This window comes from Novosphingobium sp., from assembly GCF_020852455.1.
GTDB lineage: Bacteria > Pseudomonadota > Alphaproteobacteria > Sphingomonadales > Sphingomonadaceae > Novosphingobium.
The window spans coordinates 47,570-60,478 of the sequence record NZ_JADZAT010000032.1; the positions used below are offsets into that span (position 1 = coordinate 47,570).

The following is a 12,909-nucleotide window of genomic DNA, read 5'->3' on the forward strand; positions in this document are numbered from 1 at the left end:
GCGCCAGCTGCGAGAAGTCGAGACGGTGTCGGCATCTGAGCGCTTGACTTGACCCACGTATCGGGCATGCTGTGTTGTAATAGCAATACACCGCGTCTGGAGGATGGCCATGAGCCGCAACCACCTGAAGTTCGCCGCCATCGTCCTGGCGCTGATCCCGCTGGCGGCCCACGCCGCCGAATTCGATGTCGAGCAGGCCACCCGCGCCTGGCTCGATACCCTGCAGGGGCCCGCCCGGGCCAAGTCCGACGCCTATTTCGAAGGCGGTTACTGGCTGACCGTCTGGGGCACCCTGGTCGCGGTCCTGGCCGATGGGCTGCTGCTGCGCTTTGGCCTGGCCGCGCGTTTCCGGACCTGGGGCGAAAAGCTGTTCAAGCGGCCCGCCGGCGTCACCTGGGTGACCGCGCTGTGCTACACCATCGCCGGCACGCTGCTGACCCTGCCATGGTCGATTTACACCAGTTTCGTGCGCGAAGGCCAATATGACCTGATGAACCAGACCTTCGGCGAATGGCTGTTCGACGAAGGCAAGGACCTGCTGATAAGCGCACTGATCGCACCGCTGATGATCATGGCGGTCTACGCCGCGATCCGCCATTTTCCCAGGCGCTGGTGGCTGCTGGGCACCGGGCTGTTTACCGTTTTTATGGGCTTGGGGATACTGCTGGCCCCGGTTTACATCTCGCCGCTGTTCAACACCTATACCGAGCTTCCCGCCGGCCCGGTGCGCGACCGGATCGTCGCCATGGCCAAATCGCGCGACATCCCGGCCGAGCATATCTACCTGTTCGATGCCTCGAAGCAGACCAAGCGGATTTCGGCCAATGTCTCGGGCATCGGGCCGACCATCCGGATCAGCATGAACGACAATCTGCTCAACCGCAGCACGCCTGAGGAAATCGCGGCGGTGATGGGCCACGAGATGGGCCACTACAAGCTGAACCACTCGTGGTGGAACCTGGCCTTCTTTACGGGCCTGATGGGCCTGATCCTGTTCGCGACATCGCGGATCGCGCCGGGCCTGATTGCCCGGCACGGTGAAAAATGGGGCATCCGCGATCTCGCCGATCCGGCTTCGATGCCAGTTCTGGGAATCCTGGTGTCGGTGTTCAGCTTCCTGGCCGTGCCGCTGACCAACACCCTGATCCGGGTTGACGAAAGCCAGGCCGATGCCTTCGGGCTTGACGTGGCGCGGGAACCCGACGGGTTCGCCTCGGTGGCGATGAAGCTGTCCGAATACCGCAAGATCGAACCGGGCAACATCGAGGAAATGCTGTTCTACGACCATCCATCCGGCGCCACTCGCGTGCGCATGGCGATGCAGTGGAAGAAGGATAACGTCCCCGGCGCGCAGATGGTCACGCCCCCGCCGATGCCCCAGTCCGACCTGAAAGAGCAGTGAAGCCCCGCCTGTTCATCTTCGGGCTGGGTTACACCGCCGGGCGGATTGCCGACCGCGCCGCAGCGCAGGGTTGGGACGTAGTCTCAACCGGGCGCAATGGTATGCTGTCATTCGATGACGAAGGCTCGGTCCGGCTTGCGCTGGCGGATGCCGATCAGGTGCTGTCCTCGGTCCCGCCCGGTGCCGATGGCGATCCGGTGCTGGAGCGCTATGGCGGGGCGCTTACCGGCAAGGCGCTGACCTATCTCTCCTCGACCGGCGTCTATGGCGATTGCGCCGGGGCCTGGGTGGATGAGAGCGCGCCGACGGGAACCGGCCGCCGCACCGCGCGCAGCGAGGCCGATGCCGCATGGCTGGCGCGCGGCGCACGGGTGCTGCGGCTGCCGGGGATCTACGGCCCGGGCCGCTCGGCGCTTGACCGGGTGCGCGAAGGCACGGCGCGGCGGATCGACTTGCCCGGGCAGGTGTTCAGCCGGGTCCATGTCGATGACATCGTCAGCGGGGCAATGCTGGCGCTGGAGGCTGCGCCGGACGCCTACAACCTGGCCGACGACGAGCCTTGCAGTCAGAACGCGGTGATCGAGCACGCCTGCCGTCTGCTGGGTGCCCCGCTGCCCAGGCTGCAAAGCCTTGATGACGCAGGCCTCAGCCCGCAGGCCCGTGCCTTCTATGCCGAAAACCGCCGCGTTGCGAATGGCAAGGCCCGCCGCGAGCTGGGCTGGGTGCCGCGCTATCCCAGCTATCGCGAGGGGCTGGCCGCGCTATTTGCGGCCGCTCAGGGCGATCAGTAACCCGGCCATCGCCAGCACCGCTCCGCCGATCGCCAGCCCGGTCCAGCGGAAGCCTTCGAACAGCGTTGACAGCGCCATGGCCACGACCGGTACCGCCACGCCGTTATAGGCGGCCTTACCCGCCCCCCAGTCCCGGATCAGCGCGGTGTAGATCGGAAAGGTCAGAACCGTTCCGGCCAGCGCCAGATAGGCGATTCCCATCAGGTATTCGGGACGCGGGTCAAGCACCGGCGCACCATGGAGCGCATAGGCATAGGCCGCATCGCCCAGGGCTCCGATCGCCATCCCCCAGGCCAGCATGGTCGCCATCGGCTGGCTGCGCGCCATCCGGGTCCCTTGCAGGACATTGCCGACCGAAGCGCAGAGCACCGCTCCGCTGACCAGCAGCACGCCGGTGACAACGTCGATCCCGGCGGGCGCCTCGCGGTATTCGTGGAGCAGCAGCAGTCCGATCCCGGCGATCGCGACCAGACTGCCCAGAATGAATCGCGCCGAAAAGCGCTCGCCCAGAAACAGCCGCGCGAACAGCGCATTGGGGACCAGCAGCAGGGCAAAGAACACCGCGACCAGTCCCGAAGTCAGGTAGTGTTCGCTGGCATAGACGAACTGGAAATTGATCGAAAACTGGGCCAGCCCGAACAGCAGCGCATGGCGCGTCGCCGCCCGCCCAAGCAGCAGCGGCTCACCGCGCCACTTGGCCAGCGCAAACATCGCGGCGGCGGCCAGGGTAAAGCGCCAGGTAACGCTCCAGGCGGCGGGAACCACGCTGATCTGGTCCTTGATCACCAGCCAGGTCGATCCCCAGATCAGGGCGATCAGCACGAACCCGGCAAGGTTGCGGGCGTTCCGGCCCGCGGCGGCATCGGCGCTCACAGCGCAGCGATCGCTTTGGCCAGCGCGGCAACGTGATCGGGATCGCTGTTCCAGGCGGTGACCAGCCGGGCGGCATGATCGCCCCAGTCGTAGAAGCCAAAACCGGCCGCACGCAGCGCGGCGCGTTCGGCCACGCTGACTTTCAGGAACACCTCGTTCGCCTCAACCGGGTAGAGCAGCCGTTCGCCCGCGGCCGCGGCGAGTTCCTGCGCCCCCAGATTGGCCTGGCGCGCATTGGCCAGCCACAGATCGCCGTCCAGCATGGCGAGCAGCTGGGCGGCCAGGTAACGCCCCTTCGATTGCAGGTGCCCGGCGCGCTTGCGGCGGATCCGGGCGAGTTCCGCCAGATCGGGATCGAACAGCACCAGCGCCTCGGCGCTCATCCCGCCGTTCTTGATGAACCCGAACGACAGCGCATCGGCCCCGGCGCAGGCCGCCCACGGCGTGCAGCCCAGAAAGGCGACGGCATTGGCAAAGCGCGCGCCGTCAATGTGCAGACGCAGCCCCAGACGGCGGCAGGTTTCGGCAATGCCCGCCAGTTCGTCCGGGCGGTAGGTGCAGCCAAGTTCGCTGGTCTGCGAGATCGAGACCGCCTGCGGCTGAACCTCGTGCACGTCCTTGCCGATTCCCGCCCAGATCCGCTCGATCTCCGACCCGGTGATCTTGCAGCCATGGCCCTGGCCCAGAATCAGCTTGGCGCCATGGGTGAAAAAGCCCGGCGCGCCGCCTTCGTGGTGTTCGATATGGGCCTGCTCGTGGCAGATCACCCCGCCATGCGGCTGAACCAGACAGGCCAGCGCCAGACAATTGGCGGCGGTGCCCGAAGCCACCCACAGCGCCGCGCAGGGCCGGCCGAACAGCGCCGAGAAGGCGGCATCGAGCGCAGCGCTGAGATCGTCCCCGTCATAGGGCGCTTGCGGCGCATCGGCGGCATGCATCGCCGCCCACAGGGCGGGATGAACGCTGGCGGCATTGTCGGACAGGAATTGCATCGCCATGTTGCATTGAAGAGCGGGCACGGCCCCGTCAAGCAAGGAGGCGGCAATGGAAGCGGTCAGTATTACCCGTCATGGCGACGATCAGCGCGGCGAATACCATGCCCATGTCGAAGGCGCGAAGGCGATCGGCCGGCTGACCTGGGTTGCGCGGGGCAATGTCAGGGTGGCCGATCACACGCTGGTCCCGCGCGAGATCGGCGGGCGCGGGGTGGCGCTGAAACTGGTCGAGGCGCTGATCGCCGATTCCCGCGCGCAGGGCTTCCGGATCGAACCCGAATGCTCCTATGTCGCCGCGCAGTTTGACCGGCACCCGGACTGGGCAGAGCTGCGGGCACGGTAAAAACGCGGTTAAAACGCCTTAGGCTTTCCCCGTTACACTTGGTTCACGCGCCACCGGCAGATTCGTCTGCGACCAGGGACAAACGTCAGTGGAGTCGCACCATGCGTTATGTCTTTCTAGCCTTTGCCGGGCTGGCGATTGCCATAGCCCTGGCCAACTACAGCCCCAAGGGCCGCGCGCTCAAGCGGCAGCTCATGGAGCACCGCGCGGAGCCGGCGAAGCTTTATTGAGTTCGCCCGGACTGGCAGGGACCTTGCCGGGCCTTAGCCGCAAAGGCGCTCGACCAGACGCCGAATATCGCTTTCCAGTTCGAGCCGGTTGGTTGCGCGTTCCCCGATTCCGATCGATGCGTTGAATACCGTTCGCGCAATCGCCGCGGCATCGCGCTCACCGCGATCAGCCAGCAGCTGAGCAATTGTCTGTTCAATCTCGGTATCAATCCGGGCGAAGGTCTCACCGACCAGGTTATGCTTGGTCGCGAGCAGTTCAGCCGCATTGGGTGAGGCAACGACCAGTTCGAACGCCAGGCCGTGTTTGACAATCAGTGCCCGGGCAATTCGATCGGTGCAACTGCCCGGCCCAACCAGTGCAGTCCGGGCCTCGACGATCATCTGTTCCGCAAGCCGCTCGGCTACCGTTACATAGACCGTGAATTTATCCGGAAAGTAGGCGTAGAGCGTGGCCTTCGAAACGCCTGCTGCCTCGGCGATCGATTCCATCGTTGCAGCCTTTAGTCCGATCCGAGCAAAAGTCCGCTCAGCAGCATCAACGATCCGTTCACGGCGCGCCAGTTTGGTCGGAGTCAGTCCCCGCCACTGATCAGAAGCTGAGCTCATTGCGGTTCCTTGCAGACACGATCAGGCGATTGCAAGAGTTGACTCTACAAATTGAACGATTATCGTTTACATCGTTCAATTTGGGAGGGACATTCACATGGCCCAGCGAATCTTGGTCAGCGGGGCCAGTGGATTCATCGCATCGCATACCGTCGCCAAGCTGCTTCGGGCCGGATATTCAGTCCGGGGCACTGTCCGCGATCCCCAGAAATCGGCGGCGGTAGACTTTCTCAGGACCCTGCCTGGTGCCGAAAGGCTCGAACTCGTCGCTGCCGACCTGAGCGATGAGAACGCCTTCCACGCCCATGCCGCCGATGTCGATTTCGTACTGCACATGGCCAGTCCCTATGTGCTCGACGTCGAGAATCCGCAGCGTGACCTCGTTGATCCGGCAGTCAATGGAACCTTGGCAATGCTCGAAGCCGCTGCCGCATCCACGCAGGTCAGGCGAGTTGTCGTTACCTCGTCAATGGCGGCGATCACTGACGAACCGGACGGACGAATTCTGACCGAAGCAGACTGGAACACAAAATCGTCGCTTTCCCGCAATCCTTACTACTTTTCAAAGGTAGAGGCAGAACGCGCGGCGTGGACCTTCATGGAACGACGCAACCCAGACTTCGATCTGATCTCCATCAACCCGTTTATGGTCGCAGGTCCGGCGCTGAACAGCTCGATCAACACCACCAACCAGCTCTTCGTCGATCTGGCCAAGGGCAGTTATCCGGCATTGATGGCGCTGGAATGGGGCTTTGTAGATGTTCGCGATGTCGCCCTGGCCCACATCAGGGCAATGGAGGCTCCAGCAGCCTCAGGCCGCTATATTTGCGCTGCTGAAAACATGAACATGAGCGAACTGGTGCGAACTCTGGCGGCGGCTGGGATCGGCGGAAAATTGCCGAAAATTGATCTCAGCGGGCAGTTTGGCACTGCAGTGATGAGGTTCGCCGCACGCTTCCAGCCACCTGGCGTGGGCAGCTATCTGCGCACTCATCTCGGTCGAGTGCCACGATTCGACAATGCTAAAATCAGACGCGACCTCGGTGTGGCTTTCCGCCCGGTGGCAAAGACCATTTCTGAAACGGCCAGAAATCTCATTTCTCTGGGTCACGTTCCTGCGGCAAAACTCAAGTAGGAAGCATCAGCATGGCTAATCTGACTTCAATAGGACTGTTCCACACTGCGATATCGTTGATCGCATTGACCGTGGGCTTCATCTCCCTTGCCAGAAATGCCGAAATCAGAACCGAAGAGGCGCCAGGAAGAGTCTATCTGGTTTCAACCGTTTTGACCGCACTTTCTGCTCTGTTGATTCATGAACGAACCGCGTTCGGGCCGGGGCACATTCTTGCCGTGCTGGCACTTGGCGCGATTGGGCTGGGTTTGATTGCAGGGCGAAACGCAACTCCAGGTTCATGGCGACATTTGTTGAAAGCCCTTGCGCTGTCCTTCACGATGCTGTGCCACTTGATTCCAGGGGTAAGCGAAACACTTACCAGACTACCCCCTGGCGATCCGGTTGCTGCATCGTTCGATTCACCCTTGCTGGCTCCAATTTTCTTGGGACTTGTTGTCAGCTATGCCGTGTTCGCACTCTATCAGATTGTAAGGCTGCGGCGCACCAGGGCATAGGCCGGCAAGATTTGCTCGCGCATTGTCACCCCAAAATCCCAGGCAGGTCCAGCCCCTTTTCGCGCGCGCAGTCGAGGGCGATTTCGTACCCCGCATCGGCGTGGCGCATCACGCCGGTGGCGGGATCGTTCCACAGCACGCGTTCGAGCCGCTTGGCGGCTTCGGGGGTGCCATCGGCGACAATCACCATGCCGGAATGCTGCGAATAGCCCATGCCCACGCCGCCGCCGTGGTGGAGCGAAACCCAGGTCGCGCCGCTGGCACAGTTGAGCAGGGCGTTGAGCAGCGGCCAGTCGCTAACCGCATCGGTACCGTCCCGCATCGCCTCGGTCTCACGGTTGGGGCTGGCGACCGAGCCTGAATCGAGGTGATCGCGCCCGATCACCACCGGGGCTTTCAGCTCGCCCTTGGCGACCATCTCGTTGAAAGCCAGGCCCAGCCGGTGGCGGTCACCCAGGCCAACCCAGCAGATCCGCGCGGGCAGGCCCTGGAAGTGGATCCGCTCGCGCGCCATGTCGAGCCAGCGGTGAAGGTGCTTGTTGTCGGGCAGCAGCTCCTTCACCTTCTGGTCGGTCTTGTAGATGTCCTCCGGATCGCCCGACAACGCGGCCCAGCGGAACGGGCCGACCCCGCGGCAGAACAGCGGGCGGATATAGGCCGGAACGAAGCCGGGAAAGGCGAAGGCGTCTGCAACACCCTCGTCGAGAGCAACCTGGCGGATGTTGTTGCCATAGTCGGTGGTCGGCACGCCGCGCTTCTGGAACTCCAGCATCGCCTCGACATGGCGGGCCATGCTGGCCTTGGCGGCCTTGGCCACGACCTCGGGCTCGCGCTCGCGCTTGTCGAGCCATTCGGAAACGGTCCAGCCGGCCGGCAGGTAGCCATTGACCGGATCGTGTGCACTGGTCTGGTCGGTCAGCAGGTCGGGCTTGATCCCCTTGGCCAGCATCTCGGGCAAGACTTCGGCGGCATTGCCCAGCAGGCCGACCGAAATCGCGCGCTTTTCGGCGCAGGCCGCGTTGATCAGTGCCATTGCCTCGTCCAGCGTTTCGGCCATGTGATCGACATAGCCGGTACGCAGCCGCATCTCGATCCGGCTGCGCTGGCATTCGATCGCCAGGCAGCAGGCCCCGGCCATCACCGCCGCGAGCGGCTGGGCGCCGCCCATCCCGCCCAGCCCGGCGGTGAGCAGCCACTTGCCCGACAGGTCACCGCCATAGTGCTGGCGGCCCATCTCGACAAAGGTCTCGTAAGTGCCCTGCACGATGCCCTGGCTGCCGATGTAGATCCACGACCCGGCGGTCATCTGGCCGTACATCGCCAGGCCCTTGCGATCGAGTTCGTTGAAATGTTCCCAGGTCGCCCACTTGGGCACCAGGTTCGAATTGGCCAGCAGCACGCGCGGGGCATCGGCATGGGTCTGGAACACGCCGACCGGCTTGCCCGACTGGACCAGCAGGGTCTGATCGTCCTTCAGCCGGCGCAGGGTCTCGACGATCTTGTCATAGCTCTCCCAGTCGCGCGCGGCGCGGCCGATCCCGCCATAGACCACCAGCTCCTCGGGCCGCTCGGCCACATCGGGGTGGAGGTTGTTCATCAGCATCCGCAAGGGGGCTTCGGTCAGCCAGCTTCCCGCCGAGAGTTCGGTGCCGGTCGCGGGCTTGATCACGCGGCTGTTGTCGAGACGGGTCATGCGGTCGTTCCTTCGGCAAAGGTCAGGCAGGCGCCGATCAGCGCCTTGAGTGTCGGGAGAATGGCGGGGTGTGCATGTTTGGTGCCTGGCCAGTTACCCTCATGTGGCACTTCGGGTTCATCCATGTACCCGCGCATGGCGAGTTCCATCTGCACCGCGTGGACGCCGCTTTCGGGTGCGCCATAGTGGCGGGTGGTCCAGCCACCCTTGAAGCGGCCATTGGCGATCCAGGTCTGGCCCGAGGCCTGACACACATCGACCAGCGCGGCCTCCAGTTCAGACGCACAGGTCGCGCCGCTGTTGGTACCCAGGTTGAATTGCGGCAGTTCGCCCTCGAACAGGCGCGGGATGCGGCTGCGGATCGAATGGGCATCGTAGAGCACCACGCGCGGGTGCCGGGCGCGCAGCCGATCGAGCTCAGCCCGCAGGGCGGCGTGGTAGGGATCGAAAAAGGTCCGCCGCCGCCAGTCGATCTCGTCCTCTTCGGGATCGAAGGCGCGGTAGAGCCTTTCGCCGTCGAAAGTGGTGGTCGGGCACAGCTCAGTGGTCGCCATGCCGGGGTAGAGTGAGGCACCCGAGGGATCGCGGTTGACGTCAATCACCGAGCGGCTTACGTCGGTGGCAATCGTGGTTCCGCCCATTTCCTTCGCGAAATCATACAGTTCGGCAATCCACCAATCGGCATCACGCCGGGCCAGCCAGGGCGAGCTGAAGCGCGGCTCAATCCCACCCAGGCCGGTGCCGCCATGCGGGAAGGCGACCACCAGCGGCGCGTCACCGCGATGGATCTGGAGCCAGTCGGTCATGCCACCCCCGGCAGGTCTTGCCCCACCGCAGCAACCAGCGCGCCCGAGCGGACCAGCGCATTGGCGCTTTCCATGTCGGGATGGAAATGGCGGTCTTCATCAAGCGCGGGGACCTGGGCCCGCAGCAGTGCCCGCGCCGCCTCAAGTGCTGCCGAGGACGCCAGCGGCAGGTGGAATTCGCAGCCCTGCGCCGCGGCGAGCAGTTCGATCCCCAGCACCGCTTCGGCATTGGCGACCATCCCGGCCAGCCGCCGCGCGCCGTGCGCCGCCATCGAGACGTGGTCTTCCTGATTGGCCGAAGTCGGGATCGAATCGACCGAGGCCGGATAGGCCATCTGCTTGTTCTCACTGACCAGCGCGGCAGCAGTGACTTGCGGGATCATGAAGCCCGAATTGAGCCCCGGGTGCGGGGTCAGAAAGGCCGGCAGGCCAGACAGGGCGGGATCGACCAGCATGGCGATCCGGCGCTCGGCGATGCTGCCGATCTCACACACCGCCAGCGCGATCATGTCGGCAGCGAAGGCCACCGGCTCGGCGTGGAAATTGCCGCCCGACAGCGCCTCGTCGTTTTCAGCGAAGATCAGCGGATTGTCCGAAACGCCGTTGGCTTCGGTCAGCAAGGTCGTGGCGGCCTGGCGCAGCACGTCGAGCGCGGCGCCCATCACTTGCGGCTGGCAGCGCAGGCAATAGGGATCCTGCACGCGTGGATCGTCTATGGCATGGCTGGCGCGGATCGCGCTGCCGGCCATCAGTTCGCGCAAGGCAGCGGCGGTTTCGATCTGGCCCTTGTGGCGGCGCAAGGCATGGATGCGCGGATCGAACGGGGTGTCGCTGCCCTTGGCCGCTTCGGTCGACAGCGCGCCGGTGACCAGCGCCGAGCGATAGAGCCGTTCGGCGGCGAACAGCCCGGCCAGCGCATTGGCGGTCGAAAACTGCGTGCCATTGAGCAGCGCAAGACCTTCCTTGGGGCCCAGCTCTAGCGGGGCGAGGCCCGCTGCGGCCAGTGCAGCAGCGGCGGGCTGGCGGACCCCCTCCACCCAGATCTCGCCCACCCCGATCATCGCTGCGGTCATGTGGCTGAGCGGGGCAAGGTCACCGCTCGCTCCGACCGAGCCCTGACACGGCACCACCGGGGTCAGCCCGCGTTCGAGCATGGCTTCGAGCAGCGCCACCGTTTCGGGCCGCACTCCGCTGGCACCCTGGGCGAGGCTGGCCAGCTTGAGCGCCATCATCAGTCGCACCACCGGCACCGGCGAGGGTTCGCCCGTTCCCGACGCGTGGCTCAGCACGATATTGCGCTGGAGCGCGGCGAGCTGATCGTCATCGATCCGCACCGAGGCGAGCTTTCCGAACCCGGTGTTGATGCCATAGACCGGCTCACCCTTGGCCAGGATCCGCTCGACCGCCGCAGCGCTGGCGGCAATGCGCGGGGCGCTGGCCGGATCGAGCCGGGCGGGCGCGCCGGCGTGGATCGCGTGCCACTGGGCATAGGTTACGTCACCGGGAACAAGCGTGATCATTGCGGCATCTCTTGCAGTTGCCCGTCGGACCAGACGAGCGGGAACAGGGGGTCGGTCATCGCCGCGCCGGCGGGCAGGCGATCGGCCAGGCCATCGAACTGGGGCGAAGTGCGCCAGGTGCGCGGGGCATGGCGCACATCGTCGCCGATGAAGCGCAGCGACAGCACCCGGCGGCGGCTGGCCGAACCGGCCGCGCGGTGCAGGCTGAGCATGTTGAAGGCCACCACGTCGCCCGGCTCCAGCGCCCAGCCCAGCACCGGATAGCGCGCCGGATCGGCATCGATGTCGGGCAGTTCGGCCAGGCTCCCTTCGGGGAACCACCTGGCCTGATTGTCCATGAAAGTGCGCGGCATCAGCCACGGGCCACGGTGCGACCCGGCGACGAATTCTAAGCTCGCCGCGCGCGGGACCGGATCGGCGGGGATCCAGAAGCTGACGGTCTGGTGGCCGTCGATATTGTAATAGGGCTGGTCCTGGTGCCACGGCGTCGGCTGGCGAGTGCCGGCAGCCTTGGTCAGCATGTGATCGTGATAGAGCCGCACGGCGCGGCTGCCGGTCAGTTCGGCTGCAAGCTGCGGCAAGCCCGATTGCCAGATCACCGCGCGGTAGTGCGGATTGGCCTGCCAGCAGCAGAAATCCTCGATGAACTGGCCGGGGTCTTCGGCGCTTGAAGCCACCTTGGCATGCGCGCTGGGTGCGGCCAGGTTGGCATCGATCCCGGCGCGCAGCGTATCGAGCATGGCGGGCGAGAGCATCCCGCGCAGTACGATGGCGCCATCGCGGGCAAACTGCCGGGCCGGGGTCATTGTCCCCTCCAGACGCGGCCATGAAGCCTGTTGGCGCCGATCCGGTAGACCAGTTCGGCCGGCTCTTCGATATCCCACAACGCCAGGTCGCAGCTCTTGCCCGGCTCCAGCATTCCGCAGAGGTCCTGCAGCCCCAGCGCGCGGGCGGCGTTGACGGTAACCCCGGCAAGGCATTCGGCTACGGTCAGGCGGAAACAGGTGGCGGCCATGTTCATCGCCAGCAGCAACGAGGCGAGCGGGCTGGTGCCGGGGTTGCAATCGGTCGCGACTGCGATTGGCACTCCGGCTTCGCGCAGCAGCGCAACCGGTGGAGCCTGCGTTTCGCGGCAGAAGTAATAGGCCCCGGGCAGCAGCATGGCGACCGAGCCGCTGGCTGCCATGGCGGCAACACCCGCCGAGTCGAGATGTTCGAGATGGTCGGCCGACAGCGCCCCATATCGCGCCGCCAGCGCCGCGCCGTGGAGGTTGGAGAGCTGTTCGGCATGGAGCTTGACCGGCAGGCCCAGCCCACGCGCGGTCACGAAAACGCGTTCGATCTGGGCAGGCGAAAAGCCGATCCCCTCGCAGAAGCCATCGACCGCGTCGGCCAGTCCTTCGGCAGCGACAGCGGGCAGCATTTCTTCGCAGACCGCGTCGATGTAGCCATCGGCATTGCCGGCGAATTCGGGCGGTAGTGCATGCGCGCCCAGGAAGGTGGTGACGACGCGAACCGGCCGCAGCTCGCCCAGCCGCCGCGCGGCGCGCAGCATGTTGAGTTCGGCCTCAAGTTCAAGGCCATAGCCGCTCTTGATCTCGATCGTGCCCAGCCCTTCGGCCAGCAGCTGGTCGAGCCGGAGCAGGGCCGCTGCGACCATTTGTTCGACCGAGGCAGCGCGGGTGGCGCGCATGGTCGAGACGATCCCGCCACCGGCCCGCGCGATCTCTTCATAGCTTGCACCCTCGAGCCGCAGTTCGAATTCGCGCGCACGATTGCCCATGTGGACCAGGTGGGTGTGGGCGTCGATCAGCGCGGGGGTTATCCAGCGCTGCTGGCAATCGATCGTTTCGGCAGCGTCGAACCGGGGGGCATCGTCTGAGCTTCCAACCCAGGCGATTCGCCCGTCGAGCGCAGCGACCGAACCGCCAAGGATCGGCGCGGCACCGGGCACCGAAGTCAGCAACTTGGCATTGGTCCAGACCCTGTCGACGCGCATCGTTTCTCCCCGGAGTCGG

The 12,909-nt window shown here is 65.2% G+C and carries 14 protein-coding genes; 6 read left to right on the plus strand and 8 right to left on the minus strand.

Annotated features, from left to right (window positions below; translation table 11 throughout):
- Positions 1-109 precede the first annotated feature (109 nt).
- Positions 110-1,402 (plus strand): M48 family metallopeptidase, encoded by a 1,293-nt coding sequence (locus tag IT549_RS14695; protein WP_292974368.1) that lies wholly within the window; start codon positions 110-112, stop codon positions 1,400-1,402.
- Complete coding sequence (locus tag IT549_RS14700) at positions 1,399-2,193, plus strand: SDR family NAD(P)-dependent oxidoreductase (RefSeq protein WP_292974370.1); 795 nt, start codon at positions 1,399-1,401, stop codon at positions 2,191-2,193. The genes IT549_RS14695 and IT549_RS14700 overlap by 4 nt, the downstream gene beginning before the upstream one ends.
- Here IT549_RS14700 and IT549_RS14705 read toward each other — a convergent pair.
- The gene (locus IT549_RS14705) at positions 2,164-3,066 is read right to left on the minus strand and encodes an EamA family transporter (RefSeq protein ID WP_292974372.1); all 903 of its coding nucleotides are present in this window, start codon (positions 3,064-3,066) and stop codon (positions 2,164-2,166) included. The genes IT549_RS14700 and IT549_RS14705 overlap by 30 nt on opposite strands.
- Complete coding sequence (locus IT549_RS14710; protein WP_292974655.1) at positions 3,063-4,058, minus strand: beta-eliminating lyase-related protein; 996 nt, start codon at positions 4,056-4,058, stop codon at positions 3,063-3,065. Before IT549_RS14710 ends, IT549_RS14705 begins: the two co-directional genes overlap by 4 nt.
- A gap of 52 nt (positions 4,059-4,110) precedes the next feature.
- Here IT549_RS14710 and IT549_RS14715 point away from each other — a divergent pair, with 52 nt between their 5' ends.
- Both IT549_RS14715 and IT549_RS14720 read left to right on the plus strand, forming a co-directional pair.
- Positions 4,111-4,404, plus strand: a complete 294-nt coding sequence (locus IT549_RS14715; RefSeq protein WP_292974373.1) for a GNAT family N-acetyltransferase — start codon at positions 4,111-4,113, stop codon at positions 4,402-4,404.
- A gap of 101 nt (positions 4,405-4,505) precedes the next feature.
- Positions 4,506-4,634, plus strand: coding sequence for a hypothetical protein (locus tag IT549_RS14720; RefSeq protein ID WP_292974374.1), 129 nt, complete (start codon positions 4,506-4,508; stop codon positions 4,632-4,634).
- A gap of 33 nt (positions 4,635-4,667) precedes the next feature.
- Here the strand turns inward: IT549_RS14720 and IT549_RS14725 are convergent, their stop codons facing one another.
- Entirely contained in the window at positions 4,668-5,240 is a 573-nt protein-coding gene (locus IT549_RS14725; RefSeq protein ID WP_292974376.1) for a TetR/AcrR family transcriptional regulator, read from the minus strand.
- Between the two features lie 97 nt (positions 5,241-5,337).
- On the opposite strand from IT549_RS14725, the gene IT549_RS14730 reads away from it, so the two are divergent.
- A complete protein-coding gene (locus IT549_RS14730) occupies positions 5,338-6,375 on the plus strand; it encodes an NAD-dependent epimerase/dehydratase family protein (RefSeq protein ID WP_292974377.1) in 1,038 nt (345 codons plus the stop codon).
- Between the two features lie 11 nt (positions 6,376-6,386).
- A complete protein-coding gene (locus tag IT549_RS14735; RefSeq protein ID WP_292974378.1) occupies positions 6,387-6,872 on the plus strand; it encodes a hypothetical protein in 486 nt (161 codons plus the stop codon).
- A 25-nt stretch (positions 6,873-6,897) separates the two neighbouring features.
- On the opposite strand, the gene hutU is transcribed toward IT549_RS14735, so the two are convergent.
- Genes hutU through hutI form a run of 5 tightly spaced genes read right to left on the minus strand, consistent with a single transcriptional unit; the run spans position 6,898 to position 12,890 of the window.
- Positions 6,898-8,565: a urocanate hydratase gene (gene hutU, locus IT549_RS14740; RefSeq protein ID WP_292974380.1), complete on the minus strand. Its 1,668-nt coding sequence runs from the start codon at positions 8,563-8,565 to the stop codon at positions 6,898-6,900.
- Positions 8,562-9,371 (minus strand): N-formylglutamate deformylase, encoded by an 810-nt coding sequence (gene hutG, locus IT549_RS14745; protein WP_292974381.1) that lies wholly within the window; start codon positions 9,369-9,371, stop codon positions 8,562-8,564. Before hutG ends, hutU begins: the two co-directional genes overlap by 4 nt.
- The gene (gene hutH, locus IT549_RS14750; RefSeq protein WP_292974383.1) at positions 9,368-10,891 is read right to left on the minus strand and encodes a histidine ammonia-lyase; all 1,524 of its coding nucleotides are present in this window, start codon (positions 10,889-10,891) and stop codon (positions 9,368-9,370) included. Before hutH ends, hutG begins: the two co-directional genes overlap by 4 nt.
- Positions 10,888-11,697: a phytanoyl-CoA dioxygenase family protein gene (locus IT549_RS14755; protein WP_292974384.1), complete on the minus strand. Its 810-nt coding sequence runs from the start codon at positions 11,695-11,697 to the stop codon at positions 10,888-10,890. The genes hutH and IT549_RS14755 overlap by 4 nt, the downstream gene beginning before the upstream one ends.
- Positions 11,694-12,890: an imidazolonepropionase gene (hutI, locus tag IT549_RS14760; RefSeq protein WP_292974385.1), complete on the minus strand. Its 1,197-nt coding sequence runs from the start codon at positions 12,888-12,890 to the stop codon at positions 11,694-11,696. Before hutI ends, IT549_RS14755 begins: the two co-directional genes overlap by 4 nt.
- Positions 12,891-12,909: the final 19 nt, after the last annotated feature.

Excerpts from the sequence above, each read along its gene's own strand:
- IT549_RS14695 (WP_292974368.1), top strand. The coding sequence starts at position 110 with ATGAGCCGCAACCACCTGAAGTTCGCCGCCATCGTCCTGGCGCTGATC.
- IT549_RS14710 (WP_292974655.1), bottom strand. The coding sequence starts at position 4,058 with ATGCAATTCCTGTCCGACAATGCCGCCAGCGTTCATCCCGCCCTGTGG.
- IT549_RS14715 (WP_292974373.1), top strand. The coding sequence starts at position 4,111 with ATGGAAGCGGTCAGTATTACCCGTCATGGCGACGATCAGCGCGGCGAA.
- IT549_RS14720 (WP_292974374.1), top strand. The coding sequence starts at position 4,506 with ATGCGTTATGTCTTTCTAGCCTTTGCCGGGCTGGCGATTGCCATAGCC.
- IT549_RS14725 (WP_292974376.1), bottom strand. The coding sequence starts at position 5,240 with ATGAGCTCAGCTTCTGATCAGTGGCGGGGACTGACTCCGACCAAACTG.
- IT549_RS14730 (WP_292974377.1), top strand. The coding sequence starts at position 5,338 with ATGGCCCAGCGAATCTTGGTCAGCGGGGCCAGTGGATTCATCGCATCG.
- IT549_RS14735 (WP_292974378.1), top strand. The coding sequence starts at position 6,387 with ATGGCTAATCTGACTTCAATAGGACTGTTCCACACTGCGATATCGTTG.
- hutU (WP_292974380.1), bottom strand. The coding sequence starts at position 8,565 with ATGACCCGTCTCGACAACAGCCGCGTGATCAAGCCCGCGACCGGCACC.
- hutG (WP_292974381.1), bottom strand. The coding sequence starts at position 9,371 with ATGACCGACTGGCTCCAGATCCATCGCGGTGACGCGCCGCTGGTGGTC.
- hutH (WP_292974383.1), bottom strand. The coding sequence starts at position 10,891 with ATGATCACGCTTGTTCCCGGTGACGTAACCTATGCCCAGTGGCACGCG.
- IT549_RS14755 (WP_292974384.1), bottom strand. The coding sequence starts at position 11,697 with ATGACCCCGGCCCGGCAGTTTGCCCGCGATGGCGCCATCGTACTGCGC.
- hutI (WP_292974385.1), bottom strand. The coding sequence starts at position 12,890 with ATGCGCGTCGACAGGGTCTGGACCAATGCCAAGTTGCTGACTTCGGTG.